Origin of the sequence: Pseudomonas sp. B21-041, from assembly GCF_024748675.1 — a bacterium.
GTDB classification, from domain to species: Bacteria; Pseudomonadota; Gammaproteobacteria; order Pseudomonadales; family Pseudomonadaceae; genus Aquipseudomonas; species Aquipseudomonas neuropathica.
The window spans coordinates 1,381,724-1,405,086 of record NZ_CP087175.1; the positions used below are offsets into that span (position 1 = coordinate 1,381,724).

Sequence of the window (23,363 nt, forward strand, 5' to 3'; positions counted from 1 at the left end):
TCTAGCTTTCCCACTCCTTTTTGGTTGGTTTCTACTTTATGTCACCTTTCAAGGGCCAGACCGGCCTGAAACGTATCCTCAATGCCTCCGGTTACTCGCTGGATGGCCTGCGCGCAGCTTTTACCGGTGAAGCAGCCTTCCGCCAATTGGTACTGCTCAATGTGGTGCTGATTCCGCTGACGTTCTTCCTTAATGTCAGCCGTGTCGAACAAGCGTTGTTGATTGCCGTGTGCCTGTTGGCGCTGATCGTCGAGTTGCTGAATTCGGCGGTGGAAGCGGCCATCGACCGCATCTCGCTGGAACTGCATCCACTGTCGAAGAATGCCAAGGACATGGGCAGCGCCGCACAATTCGTGGCATTGAGCATGATCGCGCTGGTGTGGGCAGTGATTCTGCTTTAAGCGATTGTCGGCAAAACGATCTCGTCGCTGCGCTGCACCCCGGCGGTGAAAGCGCGGCACAGATCGAGAAATTCGCGCATGGCAGAAGTCTGATACTTCTGTTTGTGCCAGATGAAGTAGAACTGTCGCGCCAGATCCAGATCCGGCGTTTCCACGGGCACCAGACTGCCGCGGCGGAACGCATCACGCAGCGCCAGCCGCGAGATGCAGCCAATCCCTAGTCCTGATTCCACCGCACGTTTGATCGCTTCGGTGTGTTCCAGCTCAAGACGGATATTCAATGCGCTGCGATGGTGACGCATGGCTTGATCGAAGGTCAGCCGCGTGCCGGAACCCTGTTCACGCAGAATCCATGCCTCGCGAGTCAGTTCTTCCATGGTCGCGCTGCCGCGCTTGGCCAGCGGATGCTGCGGAGCGCAGAACACCACCAACTCATCCTCAACCCAGCTCTGCACTTCGATGTCCGGGTGGCTGCAATCACCTTCGATTAGACCCAGATCAATTTCGTAGTGGGCGACTTGTTGCACGATATTGGCCGTGTTCTGTACGTGTAGCTTCACCTGGCTTTCCGGGTGGCGCTGCATGAAACTGCCGATCAGCAGGGTCGCCAGGTAATTGCCGATGGTCAGCGTCGCGCCCACTGACAGCGAGCCGAACCCGGATTTGCCGTTGAGCAGGTCTTCGATTTCCTTGGCCTGATCGAGCAGGGCCACCGCCTGCGGCAATAGCTGTTTGCCGAGGGCGTTGAGGCTCAGCCGTTTACCGGCACGGTCGAACAGCTGGCAGCTGGATTGGCGCTCGAGTTCGGTGATCGAGGTGCTGGCGGCCGACTGCGAGAGGTTGAGCAGACCCGCAGCACGGGATACGCTTTCCTGCTGGGCGACGGCGACGAAGACTTGCAGTTGACGGAGAGTAAATCGCATATCGATATAACCGATAACCCTTATCTTAATAATCCAGTTAACAGATATTGTCGTCGCTATTAGAATGCGATGCAATTGCGCACCGTCGCCTTTAAAAGCCAGCGCAGACCCAATATCCAGGAGTCAAACGTACATGAGCAACATGAACCACGAGCGTGTCCTCAGTGTTCATCACTGGAACGACACTCTGTTCAGCTTCAAGTGCACCCGCGATCCGGGCCTGCGCTTCGAGAACGGTCAGTTCGTGATGATCGGCCTGCAACAGCCCAACGGCCGGCCGCTCATGCGCGCTTACTCGATCGCCAGCCCGAACTGGGAAGAGCATCTGGAGTTCTTCAGTATCAAGGTGCAGGACGGCCCGCTGACCTCGCAACTGCAGCACTTGAAGGAAGGCGACGAGATCATCATCTCGAAGAAGCCTACCGGCACCCTGGTTCTCGACGACCTGAACCCGGGCAAGCACTTGTACCTGCTGAGCACCGGCACCGGTCTGGCGCCGTTCATGAGCGTGATCCAGGACCCGGAAACCTACGAGCGCTTTGAAAAAGTGATCCTGGTTCACGGTGTGCGTTACGTCAACGAAGTCGCGTATCGCGAATTCATCACCGAGCACTTGCCGCAGAACGAGTTCTTCGGCGAGGCGCTGCGTGACAAGCTGATCTACTACCCGACCGTGACCCGCGAGCCTTTCGAGAATCAGGGCCGCCTGACCGACCTGATGCGCAGCGGCAAGCTGTTCAGCGACATCGGTCTGCCACCGATAAACCCGCAGGACGACCGCGCGATGATCTGCGGCAGCCCGAGCATGCTCGACGAGACCAGCGAAGTGCTCGACAGCTTCGGCCTGAAGATCTCGGCGCGGATGCGCGAGCCGGGTGACTACCTGATCGAGCGTGCGTTCGTCGAGAAGTAAGCCCCCCCTTAAAAAGCCCCCATTGCCTATGCAGGCAATGGGGGCTTTTTTATGCCCGAAACATTTCCTTCATGCCTGCCACAATCCATGTAGGAGCTGCCTCAGGCTGTGGCAGGAATGACTTCGAGTACGCGGATCTGCTCAGGCGTCGGGTAATGCCAGCGCACATCCAGATCCCAGAATTGCGCGCCGTACTCGCGTTCAGGCGCCGGGGTTTGATACGCCGGGCGAGGATCCTGCGCCAGGCACTGCTCGATCAGCTCGACCAACGGCTCTTGGAGGCGCTGAGCGTGTGTGTGCGCTTGTTTCAGTGCAGCGTCCGTCCACTGCACGTCAATCAACTGCGGCGCGGCGCTGGCGATGCTATTGGCGGCGTCGGGAATGATATCGGCGTAAGGCACGTAGGGTTTGATGTCGAGAATCGGCGTGCCGTCGAGCAAATCGATCCCGGAAATGAACAACCGATTGGCTTCGACCTTGTCCAGTTTCACCACCGATTGGCCGATGCCGTTTGGTCGGTGGGTGGCGCGGGTGGCGAACACGCCCATGGACTTGTTGCCGCCCAAACGTGGCGGGCGCACTTTCAGCCGTGGTTTGTCTTCCAGTGCCTGATGAAACAGGAATAGCAGCCAGACATGGCTGACCTGTTCCAGACCCTGCACGGCGTCACCCTGATCGAACGGCGCCACCAGTTCCAGCACGCCACGGGCGGCGGGGGCCAGTTGCGGTTGGCGGGGGATGGCGAATTTCTCCTTGAAGCAGGAGCGCACGAAGCCGATGGGGGAGACGCTGTAAGTCATGGTTTGCATTCGAAGCGGGGCAGGGGTGGGCATGATAACCCGGTAGCCCTTATGGCAGGTGGTGACTGGGCTGACGCCATCGCGAGCAGGCTCACTCCTACAGGGGCATGGGTGTACACAAAATCTGTGTTCGCTGAAAATCCCTGTAGGAGTGAGCCTGCTCGCGATAGCTTCACCGCCGACCTAGAGGCTGAACCCACCATCCAGCGGAATAATATTCCCGGTCATATAGGCCCCAGCCGTACTCGCCAGACTGATCGCCAACGCCGCCATCTCCTCTTCACGCCCCCAACGCTTCATCGGAATCAGCGCCGTATCCTCGGCCAACGCCTGCTGATCATTGCCAATATGCTGGGTCATCTTGCTCGGAAAGCGCCCCGGCGCAATCACGTTGACGTTGATGTGCTGGCTCACCAGTTCCCGCGCGAGAATCCGCGACAATTGATGTAGGGCAGCTTTACTTGGCCCATAGGCATACGCCTGCTCGCCAAACGAAGAAATCCCCGCCACCGAACCGATGTTGATGATCCGCGCCGGGTTCGCCGCCGAACCCGCTTTGCGCAACAACGGTAGAAACTGCTGGATGCAACTGAACACCGACGTCACGTTGAGCTGCATGACTTTTTCCCAACCCTTGACCGGGTAGCTCTCCAGCGGCGCGCCCCAAGTAGTGCCGGCGTTGTTCACCAGAATATCCAGATGCGTGATCTGCTCGCCCAGGCGCGCGGCCAGTTCCTGCACGCCTTCTTCCGTCGCCAGATTCGCCGCCACGCCGTGACACTTGCCCAAGGCGCTGAGTTCTTCCGCGGTTTGATGGCAGGCTTCGGCGTCGCGCGAGCACACGTAGACACGCGCGCCAGCCTCGACAAAGGCTTTGGCGATCATTTTGCCGATACCACGGGTGCCGCCGGTCACTAGAGCGGTGCGGCCTTGCAGGGAGAAATACGGGTGCATGGCGAGTCCTGAGTGCTAGGGATCAATACACCCTAGTCGTCAGCCGCGAAAAGCGGAGCCACTATTTTCAGAGGGAATGAGCGGTCATGCGTTGCGGCGGCGACCATCCGTCGCCACCGCAGAAGGGAATCAGGCCGGGCGAACGCGCAGGGTCAGACCCTTGAGGAAGTTGCGCAGCAACTGGTCGCCACACGGGCGGTAGTTGGTGTGGCCGACCTTGCGGAACAGCGCGCTCAGCTCAGGTTTGGACACCGGGAACTCGGCGGCCTTGAGGATCGCGTGCATGTCGTCTTCTTTCAGTTCGAAGGCCACGCGCAGCTTTTTAAGGATGATGTTGTTGGTCACCGGCACTTCGATCGGCTGCGGCGGACGGCTTTCGTCCTTGCCACGCTTGAAGATCACCAGGCCATCGAGGAAGTGTGCGATCACTTCGTCTGGGCAGCGCACGAAACCTTCTTCGTCTTCTTCTTTCTTGTCGAGCCAGGTGATCACGTCGGCGAGGGCCACGTCCATGCCACCGAGTTGGATGATCTCGACAACCTTCTTGTCGCTGATGTCGAGCATGTAGCGCACGCTGCGCAATACGTCGTTATGAATCATGTGAGTAATCCTGATAAGCGTTGTGGGCAGCGCGCGGGCGCACTGCCGGAATGTGTGGCGGCAGTGGAAGTCTTAGAACTTCTCTTTGCCGGACAGGTAGCGCCATTGGCCGACCGGAACCTTGCCGATCGAGACGCCGCCGATACGGATGCGACGGATGCCGATGACCTTGAGGCCGACCGCTTCGCAGAACTGGGCGATGATGCCGGGCTGCGGGTTTTTCATGGCGAAGCGCAGGCGGTTTTCGTTCTGCCAGCTGGCCTTGACTGGCGGCAGCTCCTTGCCCTTGTGGGTCAGGCCGTGCTGCAAACGGTTGAGGCCGTGGGCGACCATGTCTCCTTCGACTTCAACCACGTATTCCTGCTCGATCTTCGCGGCGTCGGCAGTGAGCTTGCGGAGGATTTTCCAGTCCTGGGTGAACACCAGCAGGCCGCTAGCCTTGGCTTGCAGGTCGGCGCTGGCGGTCAGGCGCAGGAAGTGCCCGCGCAACGGGCGCTTGCTGAAGCGGTGTTCTTCGCTGAGGGTTTCGGCGCTCAGCGATTGCATGGCGGTCTCGACATCCATGCCAGCCGGCGCGTTGAGCAGGATGGTCACCGGCTCCGGCGCGGTGGCCTTGGCGTCCTTGTCGAGCTCGACCTTCTGGTCGCCGACCTTGAATTGCGGCTCGTCAATCACTTCGCCGTCCACGGTGACCCAGCCGCCCTCAATGAACAGCTCGGCCTCCCGGCGGGAGCAACCGACCAGTTCGATGAGGCGTTTGGAGAGGCGAATCGGGTCAGTCATGACAGGGCCGTAACAAAAAAGGGGTGGGCATTGTACCTGTGTGGCGCCGGTTAAGCCCGGTTCCATTTACAGGCTGTTCGCTTTACCTGTGGGAGCTGGCTTGCCAGCGATGGCATCACCTCGGTATTTCTTGCAGACCGCAGCGCCCGCATCGCTGGCAAGCCAGCTCCCACAGGGTTTTATGGTGTGTCAGCCATTGCTGGTGCGCTGCTGGTTCTGCCGCAAGCGCATATGCAGCAACGGATACGGCTGCCCCATGCCATCCACCTCCGAACGGCCGATTACCTCAAAACCCTGCTTGAAGTAAAAGCCCAGCGCCTGCGGGTTCTGCTCGTTCACATCCAGTTCATCGGCGTTCAGATGCTGCAGGGCGTAAGTCAGCAACTTTTTACCCAGGCCCTGACCGCGATGGGCGGGGTCGATGAACAGCATCTCGATCTTGCCCGCTGCAACTCCGGCAAACCCGGTGATGCGCTGGTTAGCGTCCTTGGTGCAGATCAGCATTACTGCATCGAGATAGCGGGTGAGCACCAGATTGCGCAGCAGCTCGATATAGCTGTCTGGCAGAAAATCATGGGTCGCGCGAACCGAGGCCTCCCAGACCCGGGTCAGTTCCTGATAATCGCTGAGTTTCGGCGTGTGGATGACCGAATGGTGACGCATGCCCGTCTGCCTCTTGTCCGTTTCAAGGGAGTCCGTCCCCCGCTAAACGATAGCCGTAAAAAAGCCCCGCATCTCGTAAAAAGAGCGGGGCTTTTTGTATTTTTTGCGGTGTCTTGCTGGATACTTCTGTCGCCAGCAAGAGCTCACCCCCTCACCCCAACCCTCTCCCCCAAGGGGGCGAGGGGGAAGGGAGCTGATCTCCGTGCTGTTCAAAGCCTGAGTCCGACTCGATATTTCAGGTCGCCGCAATTCGAAAGAACACCTCGATCAGTCCCCGCTTCCTCTGGGAGGGGGCGAGGGGGAAGGGAGCTGATCTTCGTGCTGTTCAAAACCTGAGTTCGACTCGAACGTTCAGGTCGGTGCAGCTCGCAAGAACACATAGATCAGTCCCCTCTCCCTCCGGGAGAGGGTTAGGGTGAGGGGCTTTTGATCTTCAGATCAGATCAGATCAGATCAGATCTGCTCAGCCCACAGGTCATATTCGTCAGCGTCAGTAACCTTGCACCAGACCTTGTCGCCAGGCTTCAAATTGCTGCCGTTATCGATAAACACATTGCCATCGATTTCCGGCGCATCGAAGAAGCAGCGGCCAACCGCGCCTTGCTCGTCAACTTCGTCGACCAGCACTTCAATCTCACGGCCGATGCGCATTTGCAGGCGGGCCGAGCTGATCGCCTGCTGGTGCGCCATAAAGCGATCCCAACGATCTTGCTTGACCTCGTCCGGCACCACTTCCAGATCCAGATCATTGGCCGGAGCGCCTTCAACCGGCGAGTACTGGAAGCAGCCGACGCGGTCGAGCTGGGCTTCGGTCAGCCAGTTCAGCAGGTACTGGAAGTCTTCTTCGGTTTCGCCCGGGAAGCCGACGATGAAAGTCGAACGGATGATCAAATCCGGGCAGATTTCGCGCCAGTTCTTGATCCGCGCCAGGGTCTTGTCTTCGAAGGCCGGGCGTTTCATCGACTTCAACACTTTCGGGCTGGCGTGCTGGAACGGGATGTCCAGGTACGGCAGGATCTTGCCGGCGGCCATCAGCGGGATCAGCTCGTCGACGTGCGGGTACGGGTAAACGTAGTGCAGACGGACCCAGACGCCGAGAGTGCTCAGCGCTTCGCAGAGTTCGGTCATGCGGGTTTTCACCGGCGCGCCGTTCCAGAAACCAGTACGGTATTTCACGTCAACGCCATAAGCGCTGGTGTCTTGCGAGATCACCAACAGCTCTTTAACGCCGGATTTGACCAGGCGCTGAGCTTCGTCGAGTACATCACCGACCGGACGGCTGACCAGTTTGCCGCGCATCGACGGGATGATGCAGAACGAGCAGCTGTGGTTGCAGCCTTCGGAAATCTTCAGGTAGGCGTAGTGGCGCGGGGTCAGCTTGATGCCTTGTGGCGGCACCAGGTCGATCAGCGGGTTGTGATCCTTACGCGGTGGAACCACTTCGTGCACAGCGTTGACCACTTGCTCGTACTGCTGCGGACCGGTCACGGCCAGCACGCTCGGGTGCACGTCGCGGATATTGCCTTCTTCCACGCCCATACAGCCGGTGACGATCACCTTGCCGTTTTCCTTGATCGCTTCGCCGATCACTTCCAGCGACTCAGCCTTGGCCGAATCGATGAAACCGCAGGTGTTGACGACTACAACGTCGGCGTCCTGATAGGTGGACACCACGTCATAGCCTTCCATGCGCAGCTGGGTCAGGATGCGCTCGGAGTCGACCAGTGCTTTCGGGCAACCCAGAGATACAAAGCCAACCTTTGGATTGGCCGGCGCAGGAGTGGTGGACATGTCTAACCTCGGTATTTTGTGACATCGCTTTCTTGGTGCGAAAGCCGACGGACGGGCGCTTAGGGCGCGCCTCTGATCAAAAAGTGCGCAATTCTAGCGGCGGGCAACGCACTTGACCAGCTTTATGCAGGGAAATACGACGAGTGCTGCGCTATGCTTCGCGCCGTTGCGCTTTACCAATTTTTTACAGTTAACAAAACGTCTGTAACAACAGGTAAAACAGCGCATGCTGCACCACAAAGCATAGTGCTTCATTCAAGAAGCCGGTTCTGAGAAGTAGGAGTGTTGGATGGGTCAGGCAAGTAGTCATGCGGCAGGCGCCGAGGGTTCGGCCTCCAAGCCGCTGAGCATGCTGGTCGCGGCGGTCGGGGTGGTTTACGGCGACATCGGCACGAGCCCGCTGTACACCCTCAAAGAAGTGTTTTCCGGCGCTTACGGCGTATCGGTCAATCACGATGGCGTGCTGGGTATTCTGTCGTTGATCTTCTGGTCGCTGATCTGGGTCGTGTCGATCAAATACATGATGTTCGTGCTGCGCGCCGACAACCAGGGCGAGGGCGGCATCATGGCGCTCACCGCACTTGCGCGGCGCGCGGCGGGGCATCGCAAGAAGTTGCGGTCGTTGCTGGTGGTTTGCGGACTGATCGGCGCGGCGCTGTTTTATGGCGACAGCATGATCACCCCGGCGATTTCCGTACTGTCGGCGATTGAAGGTCTGGGGCTGGCATTCGATGGTATCGACCATTGGGTCGTGCCGTTGTCGCTGGTGGTGCTGGTGGCGCTGTTTCTGATCCAGAAACACGGTACGGCGCGGATTGGCATTCTGTTCGGGCCGATCATGGTCACCTGGTTCCTTGTCCTCGGCGCCCTCGGTGTGTATGGCATCAGCCACGCGCCAGAAGTGCTGCATGCGATGAACCCGATCTGGGCGGTGAATTTCTTCGTCGTTCATCCGGGCATGGGCGTGGCGATCCTCGGCGCCGTGGTGCTGGCGCTAACCGGTGCAGAAGCGCTGTACGCCGACATGGGCCACTTTGGTCGCAAGCCGATTGCCCGGGCGTGGTTCATCCTGGTGTTGCCGGCGCTGGTGCTCAATTACTTCGGTCAGGGCGCCTTGCTGCTGGAAAACCCGGAAGCAGCGCGTAACCCGTTCTATCTGCTGGCACCGAGCTGGGCGCTGATTCCGCTGGTCGGTCTGTCGACGCTGGCCACGGTGATTGCCTCGCAAGCGGTGATTTCCGGTGCATTCTCCCTGACCCGTCAGGCGATTCAGCTCGGTTACATCCCGCGTATGTACATCCAGCACACCTCCAGCGACGAGCAGGGCCAGATCTATATCGGCGCGGTGAACTGGGCGCTGATGGTCGGCGTGGTCCTGTTGGTGCTCGGTTTCGAGTCCTCCGGCGCACTGGCCTCGGCCTACGGCGTGGCGGTGACCGGCACCATGCTGATGACCACCATTCTGGTGTCGGCAGTGATGCTGCTGCTGTGGAAATGGCCGCCGATCCTCGCGGTGCCGGTGCTGATCGGCTTCCTGCTGGTGGACGGTCTGTACTTCGCCGCCAACGTGCCGAAGATCGTTCAGGGCGGTGCCTTCCCGGTGATCGCCGGTATCGCGCTGTTTGTGCTGATGACCACTTGGAAACGCGGTAAGCAGTTGCTCGTCGAACGCCTCGACGAAGGCGCACTGCCGCTGCCGATCTTTATCAGCAGCATCCGCGTGCAACCACCGCATCGCGTGCAGGGCACCGCTGTGTTCCTCACCGCGCGCTCCGACGCCGTGCCGCACGCGCTGTTGCACAACCTGCTGCATAACCAGGTGTTGCATGAGCAAGTGGTGTTGCTGACGGTGGTCTACGAAGACATCCCGCGTGTACCGCCATCGCGACGCTTCGAAGTCGAGGCCCACGGCGAAGGCTTCTTCCGGGTGATCCTGCACTTCGGCTTCACCGACGAGCCGGACGTGCCGCAGGCGCTGAAGCTGTGTCATCTGGATGATCTGGACTTCAGCCCGATGCGCACCACGTACTTCCTCAGCCGGGAAACGGTGATTGCCTCGAAACTTGAGGGGATGGCGCGTTGGCGTGAAGCGTTGTTTGCGTTCATGTTGAAGAATGCCAATGGGAACTTGAGGTTCTTTAATTTGCCGTTGAACCGGGTGATTGAGTTGGGGACGCAGGTGGAGATGTAGGCCACGCTCCAACTGAAAAGCCCCCGTCAGCTTCAAGGCTGGCGGGGGCTTTTTTGTGCGTGTCCGGTGTGAGTGCTTGGTCGGATGAGTGAGAGGTGATTATGACGGCATTATTAGAGCGTGCTGACCAGGCAATCTCCGTTACTGCCATGGTCAGGAGCTTCAGCGCGAAGCTCAAGGAGATTTCCAGTCGTGCCACTGAACGTCTGGTCATCTTCAAGGACAATCAACCGGCAGCGGTCATCATCAACGTGCAGGCCTATCAGGAAATGCTGGATGAACTTGAGAACCTTCGCATCGAAGCGGCAGCCCGTGAGCGTCTGAGCAATTTTGATCAGACCAAGGCTGTCAGCCATGAGGATATGCGGGCAAGGTACGCCCGGAAGGATTAAGGGAGCGCTGGATGGTTTGGGGAGTGATTTATCATCCGGAAGTCCAAGGGGATCTTGATTAATTGGGATCAGCAGCTGCCAACCGGATTCTGGATGTAATCGAAGAACGGATCATCCATGGCGAGCCGGACAAAAGTGGCAAGCCTCTGAGAGCCAGTCTTGCGGGTTGCAGACGAATTCGAACGGGCGACACGCGAATCGTTTATCGAGTCGATGGCCGAGCCATCCAGGTGTTGATCGTTGCGGTGGGTGCCCGACGTGATGAAGAGGTGTATGGCGCTGCTGAACGGCGCCTCTAAAGAATAAGCCCCCGTCAGCCTTGTGGCTGGCGGGGCTTTTGTTTTTTGCGTCTCGGCCGGGTCCTTCAGAAGCGAAATTGCTTGGCTTCCACGCACATCCGCCGCAGCAATTCCTTGGCGTTTTCGGGCGACATCACATGCGCGTGCAGCATGCGCGAAAGGTGCGCGTACTCGAGGCGCAAACCCGTGGCAAAAATCCCCGGGTCATCCGAGCCGATAACCACGCTCACGGGGGCGTCTACTGGATGTTTGCCCAAACCCAGCCAATTGCGCGCGTGGTGATCGTTGTAACTCTTGTGAATGCTGATCCGCAGGTTGCTGCTCGGCAGGGTTTCAATCGCAATCGAGCGTTCACGCAGCAAGCGCAACACCGCGTTCTGGATGGCGCGGATGACTTTGGGACGCAACACATCGTTCTCCCTTGAAACGACCACGTCTTCGCGTGCGGCCTTCAGTTCCTCGGAGTTCGCGTCGATGCCGTGCCGGCGCAGGAAGTGATTGAGTGCTCTGGCGTTGCCTTGACGGGCGTTGGCAAAGCATCGGGCTTCGAAGCGGCGATTGGGGTCCACATCGTCCACGCCCACGTTTTGCGCCAACGGATCGAGGGAGCGCAGCTTCCACGATTCGGCGAGGAGGTCAGGGGTGATACGCGGATCGTTCCAGATCTTCATCGACAGTCGCTGAATCTCCGCTTCAATCAACGGCAGGCTATCGATATGGGTGCGCGTGGACAAGAGCATTGCCCGGGCGAACACCAGGTCGTCCAAGCGCTCTTCCGCCGGCATGACCACGTAGCCGCTGACTGCCTGCCACCACGCCTTCGGATCCAGTCCGGAAGCTGTGCCATGGCCAATCCGGCAGCCCGCATCGAAGTCGAGAAAGACCACCGCCTCGTGGATTGCGCGTACTCCGGAGACAATGTGCCCGAAGTCTTCACCAGCGTGATAGGTAAAGCGGCGGATCCCGGCCTGACGCATGCGCCGAAATACCGGGGCGAATACTTCGGGGCCGGCGTGACGTTCGTTACTGGCGGCATCGATGCCGCGAATCAGCGTTTCGAGTCCAGGGGTGCGCTGGATCAGCGCGACCAGTGCTCGTGCACGTTGATCGGATTCGCGACGGACTTTCGCGTCCCGGCAAATCGCTCGCAGTTTGTCCCCGCTAAAGAAGCTTTCGCGTTCCTTCTTGTCGCTCTGTTTGACGAAGTGCGGCACCAGCCCCAGGCGTAAGCGTCGGGACGAGGGGGGGATGTGGCTGTGACCGGGTTGCTCTGGCGAAATGCCAGACCATTGATCATCGCCTTTTTCCAGCCGACGGACCCGGTTCAGCAAGTCCGACAGAGAGCGATACTTGCGTGCTTCGCGCATCACCCCGGCAGGTCGCGCCACCCCTTCGCCAAGAAACTCCAGATAACCGCGCAAGATCAATCCGAGCAATTTTGCACTGTCATCGGGCGTCATTTTCGGGGTGAAGCGACCTTCTAGGAAGTCCACGCCTTTTTGCTGTCCGCGCTCGATCTGGCGGAACCGCTCGGCGTAGTCCTTTTCTGTCGCTTCGCGCAACTCGTTGAGAGTGATGCTTTGAAACTGATCGAAGCCTTTCTGATCCGCTTGCTGGATCAGCAAACGACAGAACTGCGCGCGCAGCAGGGCGTAGTGCCAGAGCAGCAGGCCGCTGGTGTGGTCCATGCGCTGCTTATCGAAACCTTTGAACAGTGTCACCAGTTGCCAGGCTTCCTTGACCACTCGGGGCGTCTGCGAAGACAGACGCCGCAAACAGTGTTCCTGGGCACGTCGATAGGCCGCGACCGGCGGTTCGCCACACATCTGGGGTACTTTCCCGGCAGCGTGGTTCAACAAGCGTGCCTTCAGTGCCGCAGCGCTGGTAACTCGCTGCATCAGTCGCTCCGGGGAAAGGTCCGGATCTTCTTGTTGCAGCAAGCGTTTCACGCCATTGCCGATCGGGATCCTGATGCCGATGTCTTGTTTGATGGTCTTGGCCGTAAGACCGCCGACCACCTGTTCCGGGCGCTCCAGCGCATCGAACCAGACCTTTTCCGCCTCGGTGGTGCCGTTGAGGTGCAGATGAGTTTCGTCCAGCCCCTCGGTGCGGCACAGGTGATCGAGAAACGGATCATCGTCCACCGGCAGGGTGGAATCGCACAACCATGCGTTGATCCGGCTGACAGCGCGCCGCAACTCGTCAGCTGAGGGCGTGGTGTCGGACAAGTCCAGACGCTGCGCCATCCAGACCGAGGTGATCAGCAGCGGCGGAACCACCAGCACCAGATCCTGCCACGGCTCCAACAGGCGTGCGCGCACGCGGATCGAACCGTCGCGACCTTCGCACAGGAACAGGTCGCCGAGGCACCACAACAGTTCCGGCAGATTGCCATTGAGGTCATCGTCCGTGCCTTTCGGCGGTTTCTGCCCACGACCCAGGCGAAGGCTGCCCGGATACTTATCGGGCACTGCGGTGCGACCATTGATCCGTTTCACGATCCGTGCGATCCGGTTCTCGACGCCCTCATCGGTCAACGCAGGATGCAGTCGGCGCATTTCCAGGAAGCGTCCGGTGCTGTGGGCATCGTTCAAGATTGCCTGTTGCTCGCGAGTGAAGTGCTTGAGCGGCTCGACCCCGGTCGGCGCTGGTTGCGCCATCCGCTCGAAGGCGCGCATCAGGTCGAGGTTGCCCAGCACGCACTTGGCGTAATCCACCAACTCACGGGCCTCGAACAGCTCGTTGGCGAGGGGCGAGGACTGCTCGGGTTTATTTCGTGACATTGCGTGGCACGACGTTGAGGACGTGGTAGAAGCCAGAAATTTTCACTGAACGCTGGTTGCCGGATTGAACGATCGGGCCGATTTTGATCGGGATCGTCGGCTGTACCAGCCAGCTCTCAAAGTCCGGCTCGAGTTTGAAGCTCTCCGCGTCCTGATTGTCTTTCCAGTCGTTGAGCGCTAAGCATGCGGTCAGACCGAGTGGATTAATGGCCCATTCAGTATGATTGTCGTCGTCGTGGGGGTTCAAGAAGGCCCACACCAGTGGGCACGACAGGACAATAATCGCTAAAGGATGAAGGGCTGCAACGGTCCCGGCTGCCTGGATACGTCCCAGTGCCTCGATCAAAGGTCGGTCAGATTCTTTCGGACTTTCCTTACGCCCCGGCAAACCGGAGGTGAGCACGAGAATGCCGTGCAGGATATTGGTGATCTGCCGATGCAGAATCTGCCCGCTTTTCCAAGAGGACGTGACCTTTTCATCCAAGTCCATCAGATCATCATGGATACGTGAGGCAATGCTGCCCAGCATTGCTGGAGACAGAGCCGCATTCAGGTAAGCGTCGCGAGCAAAGGTGTGCCAATTCCTGAGGTTTTGCCCGAAGCTGTCGAAATATCCATCTTCTGGAACACTAGCCGCATCATCCTCGTCGCTTGATTCCTCATCGCTTGGATCATCGTCGACCTCGGTCGGATAAATGACTTCGTCTTGAGTTCTTTCGCGTTTGAATGGAGGAATGGTGGCCGACACAGAGTATGAAGTCAGGTCGCCAATATCGCTGGACATCAACAGATCCCCAATCACGGCGAACAGGGAGAGTGCTGACAGTGACCGAAACATCTCGCCGCGCGCACTGAATCGTTTGTAAACGACCAGTTTCAGCACGTCGCCGAACTTTCCCGTCCGATCTTGGATGAGATCGTCGATTGAGAACCAACTCACATTTTGGCGGATTTGCAGGTCGCCATAGTCGTCAGCTATGTGGGAAATCCAGTTTGCGGCCACAGCGTTAATTTCTGACCCATTAAAATTGTAGAGATCAGCGACAGTCGGCCGATCGCCGCTCTTCACTGGGGCAGATAAACCATACACCCGAAGCAGGTTTTCTTTTTGACTCAATCGATTAGTCAGCCCAACCGAGCCGAATGAACTGGCGGGTATTTTCCCGACTTCCTGACGGCGAGACCTGTCGATGGTGCCGATACGAGCGGCGATTTCCGGTAGTGACGGAGATGCGTTGGTCCAGAGAAATCGGAAGATCGAGGCGCGGGTTTCTGTGTCGCTGTTTTCCGGACGCCGCATCATCGTAATGGGCAGTGCGAGGGCGAACAGCGCCCTCAAAGCCCCTCCGTTATGCGCTTCAATGCCTTGGGCAAGTGCCAGCGCCAAGCAGTGAATTACGACGGCCCTGACTGGGTCAACCGGAACTCCGAATGACAGCAAATCGGCCGCGTCGTCCTGTTTGCACAGCCACTCGAAAGCGGATCTCAGCGCGTAATCGAAATTACCTCGTTCAAGCAGGTTTGTTGGAACCTGGCTGGTTCTCAGGCGAGTTTCAAACACTCGCAAAATCATTTGGCGACTGGCCTTTATGTCGTCTTGATTAAGTGCGCGTAGGTAGCCAATGACCAGGCGAAGGTGTTCCATGGAGATGAAGTCGAAGAACCGCTGCGACTGACCTTCCTTTTCGAGCAATAGCTTGCGTATCTGTTCATTCGCCCAAAAAGCCAGCTCCATAGACTTCTGGCTCTTGCCTGGATCCACCAATATTTTTGATCCCAGCATGATGCCACCCAGAGGCAGCATCGCAATCCGGTTCTGCGGAGGGACGATCTTCAGAAGATATTGTTCTTCCAGTTCGAGAACCGCGTGGCCAAGATTTTGTTTGTCGCCGCCAATGATGTCGGAATCGTGTTCCAGCACTTTGTTGCCAAAAGTGCTGTAAATGTTGCGTCGTAGCAGTCGACCGTACAGATCGGGATCGCCTGACAGAAGGAGGACAAGACGCGGAGAGGTCAGGTATTTGCGGATGGTCTCGAGAATGGTGTGACCATGGGTGAAATTCGTATCGACATCGTCAAAGGCCAAGACGAAAGCCTTCTTTTTCAACATGTCCAGCGCTGTCTCGAGATACACGCCAAACTTGAGCTCGAACAAGCGGCCTTTCTTTGCTTTATGTAGCCCGCGGCTCATTACCCAGTCCGCGTCTTCCCATTCGCTGCCGTAAGCCGAGCTCGAGCCAATCCCATCGAGCAACCCTAGCCCTTCAGACAACGATTGGCGGGCCGTATGCATCTGGCCGTTTTTATCTGCCACGTCTTTGATTGCAGCTTCGATCATCGAAAGGATGACGATTACAATGTGCTCTTTGGTTTCGATCAGGGTCGGATCAATCATCGGCAGTACATGAAGATCGCTTGCCATGCTGGCAATATCTTTATCTGTTCCATCGTGTAGACGTTGAAGCGCGTTCAGCAGAAACGTGGTTTTACCACTGCCCCTGCCACCCTGAACGAGGATCGCGTTGTGCGGCCGTGGATAGCTCAACGAAGTTTCACTGAACTCGGAATGGGGTTTAGTTGGAATGCCGTCCAGCTGTTCACCGATGAGTCTGTCCAGACGCGTGAGGGCAACTGTCTGCAGGATGTCGTCGGGTTTTTCCAACCTTTCCTTTTCGCTCTTGGATAGGTTGATTACCAGCGGCGTCTCAATCATTTCGGCTTCCCTTCCTGAAAAATAGGAAGAGTTTACTTTGAGAAACGCGTGATGGCTATATAATGGCCTTGGCGCCTTTTCGCTCGCTCACATGTAAGTTTTCAGCGGAAGATGAACCACTCGCCCACAAAAAAGCCCCCGCAGCCACAACACTGCGGGGGCTTTTTGTCATCTTGGCTTCAGATCACTCTGTCGGCTGATCCTTGCTCTGACGCTTCTCGATGAGGTCCACCAGACGCTTGGCCAGCGCCGGGTAGTTTTCGTCGAAGTGGTGGCCGCCAGGCAGCTTCACCGCTTCGCCCACCGCGGTCTTGTCGGTGCAGCCGCTTTCGTCGGTTTCCTCGGCGCCGTAGATGCACACCACTTTGGCGGCTGGCAGCTTGGCCATTTCCGGGCCGGTGGCGGCTTCTTTGCCGGCGTTGCCGAGCCAGCCTTCGACTTCGATTTCGAAGCTGCCGGTGCGGGCGAAGGCCAGCAGGATGATTGCGTCTACGCGTTGCTGCTCGGTGTCCGGCAGGCGGTTGTAGATCGCTGGCAGTACGTCAGCGCCGAACGAGTAACCGGTGAGGATGAAGCGTTTGGTGCCCCATTTCTGCCGGTAGTGCTGCATCAGTTCGGTCAGGTCCAGCGCGCTTTGCTCCGGGCTCTTGTGCTGCCAGTAGTAGCGCAGGGTGTCGATGCCGACGACCGGGTAGCCGATCTTGGCCATTTCACCGGCCACGTCGCGGTCGAGGTCGCGCCAGCCGCCGTCACCGGAGAGGAACAGGGTCACGGTGTCTTTGGCCTGGCCGGCCGGCACTTCCACCACCGGGATCGCCAGACCGCCGTTGGCCTTGTCGCCGCCGACGAGGATCTTGCGCAGTTCGTTGTTCAGCACTTGCGGCAGGTTGATGTCGTAGTCGCTGATGCTGGTTTCGGCGTTCGGTTGATCGCGCACGAAACCTGCGCTGGCGTCGTCCGGGTTGTCGTTCCACGCCACCAGCCAGTGGCCGTGGGCGGCGGATTTCGGCAACAGGTGAGTGCAGCCGGGTTTTTCCAGCGCCAGGTCCACGGAAATCGCTTGGGCCTTGTCGTCCTTTTGCTCAGACAACCAACGCCAGGCCAGTACCGCGCCGGGGCCGATACCGCTGACCAGCGTAGCCGGGCCGTTCAGTTCGCGCAGACCGGTTTGCAGGGCGCGGCTTTGCAGCAGGCAGTCCTTGGGCAGAATCACCTGAACGATTTGCGCCGAGGCGCTGCGGCTCAGGGTGGTCAGTTGTTTTTCAGAGAGTTTCTGGTCGTCGTTGACCGCGACCAGCACCTGCGCCTTGGGTTTGGTGCCGGGGATGACGCGGGTCAAAACGGTGCCGTCTGCCGTCGTAACAGGTTCGAGCGTCGGTTCTGGTGCCGGACGTTTGAGGTACCAGAAACCGCCGCCGGCAATCACGGCCAGCACGATCAGTGCGGCCAGGATGTACTTCAAGGAGCGTTGAATCATCAGCGTTTCACCAATCCAGTCAAGCCGCCCGCGATCAGGGCAGCAGTGTCGGCCAGCGCCACCAGCGGATCGAGTCCGGCGGGCACGGCCATATAACGGGGTTCCCAGTCAGGCTGGAACTTGTCTTTGAAGCGGCGCAAGCCTTGGAAGTTGTACAGCTGCTCACCACGGCGGAAAACCATCGAGCCCAGTCGCTGGGTCAGCGGTGCACCACGCCGGGGTTGCAACCCCGACAACGGCACCATGCCCAGGCTGAAGCGCGCGTATCCGTGACTCTTATAGTGTTGAATCAGGCCGACCATCATGAATTCCATGGTCAGCTTGGGGGCGTCCGGGTGCGCGCGCATCAGGTCGAGACTGGCCAGGTCATGGCTGTAAGTCTCGAGCAGGTTGGCGAATGCCACCGGGCGACCTTCGAAGCGAATCACCGCGATGCGGAAATGCTTCAGGTAATCGTCGCTGAATCGGCCGAGGGAGAAGCCTTTCTCACGCACGTTCTTGCCGGTCAGCCATGCATCGGAAATCACTTTCAGCTCATCCATCGGCGCTTGGCCCGGTTCGTGGATTTCCAGCGACAAGCCGTCGCGGGTGCCACGGTTCCAGGTGTAACGCAGGTCCTTCATCTCTTTGCCCTTGGCTTCCAGGTCAAAGCGAAGCAGATCGACCCGGGCTTCTTCGCCGAGTTTGATCGCGGTCAGGCCGATGTCCATGTAGTACGGCAGGTTCTCCGCGCGCACCTGGTAGAACACCGGGCGAGCGTGGTGAATGTCACAAAGGTCGCGGAACTGCCAGATCATTTCGGCGCGCTGCTGGCCGGGGCCGATCGGGTCGTACAGCGCCACCAGGCTGCGGCCACGGCGTGCGTACATCAGGAACGCTTCGTCATTCTGGTGAAACAGCAGCGCCTTGTCACCGGTCAGCGCGAGGCCACCGTCGGGTTGCGACGATGCCATCAGAATCTTCGCCGCGCGATCAAGTTCGTCAGGTGTCGGCAGGTGAATGACCGGGCGCGCGGTGCGCAGCAGCCAGGTCAGCGCGATCACCAGCAACAGCACGGCAGCGCCAAGCAGCGAACGCAGGCCACGCGGGGCGTCAGCGTCGAGGGTGAACTGCCACCACAGTTGATGGCTGTACGGCACGTCCTGATAGGCGAACAGCAGCAGCCACGTCGAAGCGCCCAGCACACAGAGGCTGGCCACCAGATACAGGGGGGAGAAGGGCAGTTCGGTCAGGCGGCTCGGGCGATAGAACGAGCGACGGAACACACCGAGCAAGGCTGCGGTGAGGGTCATCAGCGTCGCTTCTTCCCAGTCGAAGCCTTTAAGCAGCGAGAGCAGGGCGCCGACCAGCAGCAGAATGGTGGTCAGCATCCACGCCGCCGACAGGCGCCGGCGCAGGCCCTGGGCCAGCATCAGGCAGAGCACGCCGATCAGGCTGGCGCCGAAGTGCGAGGCGTCGACCAGACGATGCGGGATCAGAAAGCCGATGTGTTCCAGACGTGTATCGATCTCGGGCGTCGCACCAGAAAACAGCAGCACCACGCCGGACAGGAACACCAACACCGCCAGAATCGGCGCGGCCAGACCAGACGCGGCGCGCATGGTCTGGGTTTGAAACAGGCGCTGACCTTCGTTGATCAGCAGGAATACGCAGGCCACCAGCAGCGGCAGCACCACATAGATCAGGCGATACAGCAGCAGCGCCGCGGCCAGTGGTGCGGCACCTAGCGTGTCGGCGAAAGCGGCCAGCAGAATCGCTTCGAACACACCGACGCCGCCGGGTACATGACTGAGTACACCGGCAGCCAATGCCAACAGGTACACCAGCAGGAATGCGCCGAACGGCGGCGCCTCCGGCAGCAATAGATAGAGAACGGTCGCGGCAGCGGCAACGTCGAGGGCGGTAATGATCAGTTGCAGGAACGTCAGGCGACGCCCCGGCAAGCGCAACGTGCGGCGGCCAACCCTGACCAGCAGGTTGTCGCGCAACGGTTGTTCCGGCAGGCGCCGACGGTAGATGCCAACAGCCAGTACTGCGCCAAGCGCCAGCACGACAGTGGCGACTGTGCCGAGCAGACCTTCGGACAAACCCAGGGCTTGAGAGGCAGCAGGCAGGTCGCTCAGCGTTGCCAATGCAGCCAGTGGCGGCAGGGCGCAACCCAGCGACAGGCTGGCGAACAAGGTCATGTGCGCGACTTCCGACGCCCCCAGACCCAATCGTGCATATAAACGGTAGCGCACCGAACCGCCGGACAGCAGCGACAGACCGATCGCATTGCCAATCGCAAACGCGGTGAAGCCGCCCAGCGCCAATATGCGCGGCGGCAAGGTCACGCCGGCATAGCGACTGGCCGACCATTCGTAGCCAAGCAGAATAATGAAGCCGACCACGGTCGCACCGAAGGCGCCGAGCAGGGCGGGTTTCGGCACGTCAAGAATCGAGTCGTGCAACGCATCGAGATCGAGTTCGGCGAGCAGATGACGACAGGCAATCAGCGCAATGGCGAACAACAGCAAGGTGACCCCCAGCCCGATGGGCTGACGGTATTTGCTCAACCGATCCAGCAAGCGCAGGCGCTCGGGTTTGATCGGGTGTTCCGCTGTGACGGTGTCTTGTGGATCAGACGAGTTGGCGCGCATCAATCACCTCTTGGATTGTGCGCGACAGGATGGAGGTATCCAGCCAAGTTACCAATCCCTGTAGAAAAAAATAATCACAAAATACTACGCCTCTCACCGGGCATCGGCGAGGGCAGTTCCTGGATTGCAGAGGCCTTGCCTGCGACTCAAGCATAGTCGCAAGTGAGTACTTCTGAAGATCCCAAGCGGTTCACTGCACAGTGACAGATCATTGTTGCGAAAGGACTTTTTCAACAGATACAAAAAAGGCCACTCTTTCGAGTAGCCTTTTTTGATGTTTGGTTGCGGGAGCCGGATTTGAACCGACGACCTTCGGGTTATGAGCCCGACGAGCTACCAGACTGCTCCATCCCGCGTCTGTGTGGCGGCATTCTACAGGCGAACGGCGAGGTGTCAACCGCTAATCCCATAAAGGGTCAAATAAGTGTGCATTCGCGTCAAACGGTCGCAGCTGATGCGTTAAGTTTCGGAAATGCAAAGAATTCCTGTTTGGCGATCGCTTCTTTATAAGAAGAGGAAATCGACAAAACAGACGCGCACAAAAAAGGCCACTCTTTCGAGTAGCCTTTTTTGATGTTTGGTTGCGGGAGCCGGATTTGAACCGACGACCTTCGGGTTATGAGCCCGACGAGCTACCAGACTGCTCCATCCCGCGTCTGTGTGTCGGCATTCTACAGAGGAACGCAGGGGTGTCAACCCGCAATCTGGATAAATCTGTTGAGGTTCAATCGGTTAGCGCATTTTTCCGGGTGTTTGTTACGCTACAGGTCAGGCTGGGCAAGGCTTTCAGCTCTATTGGCGGCCGCTCGTCGATTGAGAAAATAAATTCAAAGGACATTTCCTACCGCCTGGAAAGAACCTTCATACCACTGGTGCTATATACAGGTGTCAGTGAGATACTGCCGATCCGGTTCGCCACGTTTCCTTTTCTGACATGACTCAGCGAAAAATCATCCACATTGACTGCGACTGTTTCTACGCCGCCATCGAGATGCGCGATGACCCGCGTCTGGCCGGCAAGCCGTTGGCGGTGGGTGGTTCGGCGGACCGGCGCGGGGTGATCGCCACCTGCAATTACGAAGCGCGGGCCTATGGCGTGCGTTCGGCGATGGCTTCGGGACATGCTTTGAAGCTGTGCCCGGACCTGACCATCGTCAAGCCGCGCATGGACGCCTATCGCGAAGCGTCGAAAGAAATACACACGATCTTCAGCGACTACACCGACCTGATTGAACCGCTGTCGCTGGATGAGGCTTATCTGGATGTTTCCGATAGCGCGCATTTCGGCGGCAGTGCCACACGCATTGCCCAAGACATTCGCCGGCGGGTCTCCAATCAATTGCACATCACCGTGTCTGCGGGCGTGGCGCCGAACAAGTTTCTGGCAAAAATCGCCAGTGACTGGAAAAAGCCCAACGGCTTGTTCGTTATTACGCCGGATCAGGTGGAGGAGTTTGTCAGCGGTTTGCCGGTGAGCAAGTTGCACGGCGTCGGCAAGGTCACCGCCGACAAGCTCGGCAAGCTGGGGATCGTCGACTGCCAGCACTTGCGCGAGTGGGACAAGCTGGCGCTGGTGCGCGAGTTCGGCAGTTTTGGCGAGCGACTGTGGAGTCTGGCCCGTGGGATCGATGACCGGCTGGTGCACAACGACAGTCGGCGTCAGTCGATCAGTGTGGAAAATACCTACGACGTTGATCTGCCGGATCTGCGCAGTTGCCTGGATAAATTGCCCGAACTGCTCGAAACCCTGAAAACCCGTATGGCGCGGATCGACAGCAGTTATCGGCCGGGCAAGCCGTTCGTCAAAGTGAAGTTTCATGACTTTACCCAGACGACACTCGAGCAGGCCGGGGCGGGGCGGGATCTGGGCAGTTATCAGTTGATGCTGACGCAAGCGTTCAATCGCGGCGGGAAACCGGTGCGGTTGTTGGGGGTTGGGGTAAGGCTGGAGGATTTGCGGGGTGGGTTTGAGCAGATGGAGTTGTTTGAACGTTAAAGTCAAAAGATCGCAGCCTTCGGCAGCTCCTACAGGAAAACGCGTTCCAATGTAGGAGCTGCCGAAGGCTGCGATCTTTTATGGGGCCTTAATTCGGTCCCGGATCCGCCACCAGACGTCCGGCATCCTTGGTCAGCGACTTGAGAAACTCAGCCTGCAACTCAGGATCGTTACGCGTCAGTTCGATGAGGCTTTGTTCCAGCTCGCTGGCCTCTTCTTCCAGACCCAGTTCCGACAGACGTTTGACCCGGTGCACCCACTGGCTCACTTCGTCGTCTTCCAGGTCGTCATAAATCAGCCCGTGCGCTTCCAGCAGCTTGCCGCGCAGATGACTGCTGATCATCAGCGATGAGTCAGAGTGCACGTCATCCTTGGCGTCTTCGACGCTGATCTGCAGTTTGCCGACATGATTAAGGTCATTTTCGGCAAACGGACTGTCGAGCAGGTTCAGACGCAGCACACCATTGCGGTCGGTGGTCATGTCGAAGGTCTGCTTGCCAGCCTTGACCTGCACCGGCCGCTCGCTCCACGGCAGGCTCGAATACTCCGTGCGCTTGTCGCGCTGGACTTCATCGATACCGGCGAGGTTCTGTTGTGCGCGACCGTTGGACTGCACGTTCATGAACGGATTGAGCCCGGCGAAACCGTAACTCAGCCAGTCCTTGGTCACGCTGTCCGGCAGGTTGCCGAGGGCGAAAACGTTGACCACGTTGGCACCGACGCCGCCGACCACGGCCACCGCGCCCAGCGGAATCTCATAGATCTCCCGCCAAGGCTGGTAAGGCGTGTAGCGATCGTAGCGACGCGTCACTTCGAACTCGGTGACTTCGAAGGTCTTCTGCTCGTTGATCTTTACGCGTCGCTGCGGCAGCTCAAGCTCCTTAGGCTCACCGACATCGATCTGCAGGCTGTGGTCGAGCAACTTTCGCTCGACCCGCTCTTCGTGCTCGCTGCGTTGTGACATGTGATTGGCACAGCCGCTGACCAGCAGGGCACCGCACAGGGCGGTGCCACCTAGGCCTAAGGTGTTTCGCTTGAACATGAC

19 protein-coding genes and 2 tRNA genes are annotated in these 23,363 nt (G+C 58.8%); 7 read left to right on the forward strand and 14 right to left on the reverse strand.

From position 1 onward, the window contains the following. The first annotated feature begins 38 nt into the window (after positions 1-38). The gene (locus tag LOY43_RS06085) at positions 39-401 is read left to right on the forward strand and encodes a diacylglycerol kinase (protein WP_003222276.1); all 363 of its coding nucleotides are present in this window, start codon (positions 39-41) and stop codon (positions 399-401) included. Here the strand turns inward: LOY43_RS06085 and LOY43_RS06090 are convergent. Beyond that, positions 398-1,324, reverse strand: coding sequence for a LysR family transcriptional regulator (locus LOY43_RS06090; protein WP_095050445.1), 927 nt, complete (start codon positions 1,322-1,324; stop codon positions 398-400). The genes LOY43_RS06085 and LOY43_RS06090 overlap by 4 nt on opposite strands. A gap of 133 nt (positions 1,325-1,457) precedes the next feature. Here LOY43_RS06090 and fpr point away from each other — a divergent pair, with 133 nt between their 5' ends. Continuing rightward, complete coding sequence (gene fpr, locus LOY43_RS06095; RefSeq protein ID WP_007908723.1) at positions 1,458-2,237, forward strand: ferredoxin-NADP reductase; 780 nt, start codon at positions 1,458-1,460, stop codon at positions 2,235-2,237. Between the two features lie 101 nt (positions 2,238-2,338). Here fpr and tsaA read toward each other — a convergent pair whose 3' ends face one another. The 6 genes from tsaA to rimO form a co-directional block, all read right to left on the reverse strand. Next, a complete protein-coding gene (gene tsaA, locus LOY43_RS06100; RefSeq protein WP_095050446.1) occupies positions 2,339-3,037 on the reverse strand; it encodes a tRNA (N6-threonylcarbamoyladenosine(37)-N6)-methyltransferase TrmO in 699 nt (232 codons plus the stop codon). 183 nt (positions 3,038-3,220) lie between these two features. After that, the gene (locus tag LOY43_RS06105; RefSeq protein ID WP_093436415.1) at positions 3,221-3,991 is read right to left on the reverse strand and encodes an SDR family oxidoreductase; all 771 of its coding nucleotides are present in this window, start codon (positions 3,989-3,991) and stop codon (positions 3,221-3,223) included. A gap of 129 nt (positions 3,992-4,120) precedes the next feature. Then, complete coding sequence (locus LOY43_RS06110) at positions 4,121-4,591, reverse strand: DUF1456 family protein (protein ID WP_220558219.1); 471 nt, start codon at positions 4,589-4,591, stop codon at positions 4,121-4,123. 72 nt (positions 4,592-4,663) lie between these two features. Next, positions 4,664-5,374, reverse strand: a complete 711-nt coding sequence (locus tag LOY43_RS06115) for an rRNA pseudouridine synthase (RefSeq protein ID WP_042704893.1) — start codon at positions 5,372-5,374, stop codon at positions 4,664-4,666. Positions 5,375-5,563: 189 nt separating this feature from the next. Beyond that, on the reverse strand, positions 5,564-6,037 hold the full coding sequence (locus LOY43_RS06120; RefSeq protein ID WP_095050448.1) for a GNAT family N-acetyltransferase: 474 nt from the start codon (positions 6,035-6,037) through the stop codon (positions 5,564-5,566). Between the two features lie 453 nt (positions 6,038-6,490). Next, on the reverse strand, positions 6,491-7,828 hold the full coding sequence (gene rimO / locus LOY43_RS06125; protein WP_095049100.1) for a 30S ribosomal protein S12 methylthiotransferase RimO: 1,338 nt from the start codon (positions 7,826-7,828) through the stop codon (positions 6,491-6,493). A gap of 349 nt (positions 7,829-8,177) precedes the next feature. Between rimO and LOY43_RS06130 the strand changes: the two genes are divergently transcribed. The 3 genes from LOY43_RS06130 to LOY43_RS06140 all read left to right on the forward strand — a co-directional run bounded on the left by LOY43_RS06130 (position 8,178) and on the right by LOY43_RS06140 (position 10,710). Continuing rightward, positions 8,178-10,019, forward strand: coding sequence for a potassium transporter Kup (locus tag LOY43_RS06130; protein WP_371857626.1), 1,842 nt, complete (start codon positions 8,178-8,180; stop codon positions 10,017-10,019). 101 nt (positions 10,020-10,120) lie between these two features. After that, a complete protein-coding gene (locus LOY43_RS06135) occupies positions 10,121-10,411 on the forward strand; it encodes a Phd-YefM (protein WP_007954962.1) in 291 nt (96 codons plus the stop codon). A gap of 62 nt (positions 10,412-10,473) precedes the next feature. Then, entirely contained in the window at positions 10,474-10,710 is a 237-nt protein-coding gene (locus LOY43_RS06140; protein WP_258709345.1) for a type II toxin-antitoxin system RelE/ParE family toxin, read from the forward strand. 65 nt (positions 10,711-10,775) lie between these two features. Here the strand turns inward: LOY43_RS06140 and LOY43_RS06145 are convergent, their stop codons facing one another. From LOY43_RS06145 to LOY43_RS06170, 6 genes are all read right to left on the reverse strand, one after another. Further along, positions 10,776-13,493 carry an adenosine deaminase gene (locus tag LOY43_RS06145; RefSeq protein WP_258709346.1) on the reverse strand — a complete coding sequence of 906 codons (2,718 nt, stop codon included), beginning with the start codon at positions 13,491-13,493 and terminating at the stop codon, positions 10,776-10,778. After that, positions 13,480-16,206: a hypothetical protein gene (locus tag LOY43_RS06150; RefSeq protein WP_258709347.1), complete on the reverse strand. Its 2,727-nt coding sequence runs from the start codon at positions 16,204-16,206 to the stop codon at positions 13,480-13,482. Before LOY43_RS06150 ends, LOY43_RS06145 begins: the two co-directional genes overlap by 14 nt. Positions 16,207-16,390: 184 nt before the next feature. Then, a complete protein-coding gene (locus LOY43_RS06155) occupies positions 16,391-17,683 on the reverse strand; it encodes a virulence factor family protein (RefSeq protein WP_258709348.1) in 1,293 nt (430 codons plus the stop codon). Continuing rightward, positions 17,683-20,322, reverse strand: coding sequence for a bifunctional lysylphosphatidylglycerol flippase/synthetase MprF (gene mprF / locus LOY43_RS06160; RefSeq protein WP_258709349.1), 2,640 nt, complete (start codon positions 20,320-20,322; stop codon positions 17,683-17,685). The genes LOY43_RS06155 and mprF overlap by 1 nt, the downstream gene beginning before the upstream one ends. A gap of 279 nt (positions 20,323-20,601) precedes the next feature. Then, a tRNA-Met gene (locus tag LOY43_RS06165) sits at positions 20,602-20,678 on the reverse strand. Between the two features lie 222 nt (positions 20,679-20,900). After that, a tRNA-Met gene (locus tag LOY43_RS06170) sits at positions 20,901-20,977 on the reverse strand. 34 nt (positions 20,978-21,011) lie between these two features. On the opposite strand from LOY43_RS06170, the gene LOY43_RS06175 reads away from it, so the two are divergent. Both LOY43_RS06175 and dinB read left to right on the forward strand, forming a co-directional pair. Continuing rightward, complete coding sequence (locus LOY43_RS06175; RefSeq protein WP_258709350.1) at positions 21,012-21,260, forward strand: hypothetical protein; 249 nt, start codon at positions 21,012-21,014, stop codon at positions 21,258-21,260. Beyond that, positions 21,257-22,318 carry a DNA polymerase IV gene (gene dinB, locus LOY43_RS06180; RefSeq protein ID WP_095049107.1) on the forward strand — a complete coding sequence of 354 codons (1,062 nt, stop codon included), beginning with the start codon at positions 21,257-21,259 and terminating at the stop codon, positions 22,316-22,318. The genes LOY43_RS06175 and dinB overlap by 4 nt, the downstream gene beginning before the upstream one ends. A gap of 88 nt (positions 22,319-22,406) precedes the next feature. Here dinB and LOY43_RS06185 read toward each other — a convergent pair whose 3' ends face one another. After that, complete coding sequence (locus LOY43_RS06185) at positions 22,407-23,360, reverse strand: hypothetical protein (protein WP_258709351.1); 954 nt, start codon at positions 23,358-23,360, stop codon at positions 22,407-22,409. Positions 23,361-23,363 lie beyond the last annotated feature (3 nt).

Bases quoted from the DNA above. Each gene is read 5' to 3' on its own strand.
- LOY43_RS06085 (WP_003222276.1), top strand. From the start codon at position 39: ATGTCACCTTTCAAGGGCCAGACCGGCCTGAAACGTATCCTCAATGCC.
- LOY43_RS06090 (WP_095050445.1), bottom strand. From the start codon at position 1,324: ATGCGATTTACTCTCCGTCAACTGCAAGTCTTCGTCGCCGTCGCCCAG.
- fpr (WP_007908723.1), top strand. From the start codon at position 1,458: ATGAGCAACATGAACCACGAGCGTGTCCTCAGTGTTCATCACTGGAAC.
- tsaA (WP_095050446.1), bottom strand. From the start codon at position 3,037: ATGACTTACAGCGTCTCCCCCATCGGCTTCGTGCGCTCCTGCTTCAAG.
- LOY43_RS06105 (WP_093436415.1), bottom strand. From the start codon at position 3,991: ATGCACCCGTATTTCTCCCTGCAAGGCCGCACCGCTCTAGTGACCGGC.
- LOY43_RS06110 (WP_220558219.1), bottom strand. From the start codon at position 4,591: ATGATTCATAACGACGTATTGCGCAGCGTGCGCTACATGCTCGACATC.
- LOY43_RS06115 (WP_042704893.1), bottom strand. From the start codon at position 5,374: ATGACTGACCCGATTCGCCTCTCCAAACGCCTCATCGAACTGGTCGGT.
- LOY43_RS06120 (WP_095050448.1), bottom strand. From the start codon at position 6,037: ATGCGTCACCATTCGGTCATCCACACGCCGAAACTCAGCGATTATCAG.
- rimO (WP_095049100.1), bottom strand. From the start codon at position 7,828: ATGTCCACCACTCCTGCGCCGGCCAATCCAAAGGTTGGCTTTGTATCT.
- LOY43_RS06130 (WP_371857626.1), top strand. From the start codon at position 8,178: ATGCTGGTCGCGGCGGTCGGGGTGGTTTACGGCGACATCGGCACGAGC.
- LOY43_RS06135 (WP_007954962.1), top strand. From the start codon at position 10,121: ATGACGGCATTATTAGAGCGTGCTGACCAGGCAATCTCCGTTACTGCC.
- LOY43_RS06145 (WP_258709346.1), bottom strand. From the start codon at position 13,493: ATGTCACGAAATAAACCCGAGCAGTCCTCGCCCCTCGCCAACGAGCTG.
- LOY43_RS06150 (WP_258709347.1), bottom strand. From the start codon at position 16,206: ATGATTGAGACGCCGCTGGTAATCAACCTATCCAAGAGCGAAAAGGAA.
- LOY43_RS06155 (WP_258709348.1), bottom strand. From the start codon at position 17,683: ATGATTCAACGCTCCTTGAAGTACATCCTGGCCGCACTGATCGTGCTG.
- mprF (WP_258709349.1), bottom strand. From the start codon at position 20,322: ATGCGCGCCAACTCGTCTGATCCACAAGACACCGTCACAGCGGAACAC.
- dinB (WP_095049107.1), top strand. From the start codon at position 21,257: ATGACTCAGCGAAAAATCATCCACATTGACTGCGACTGTTTCTACGCC.
- LOY43_RS06185 (WP_258709351.1), bottom strand. From the start codon at position 23,360: ATGTTCAAGCGAAACACCTTAGGCCTAGGTGGCACCGCCCTGTGCGGT.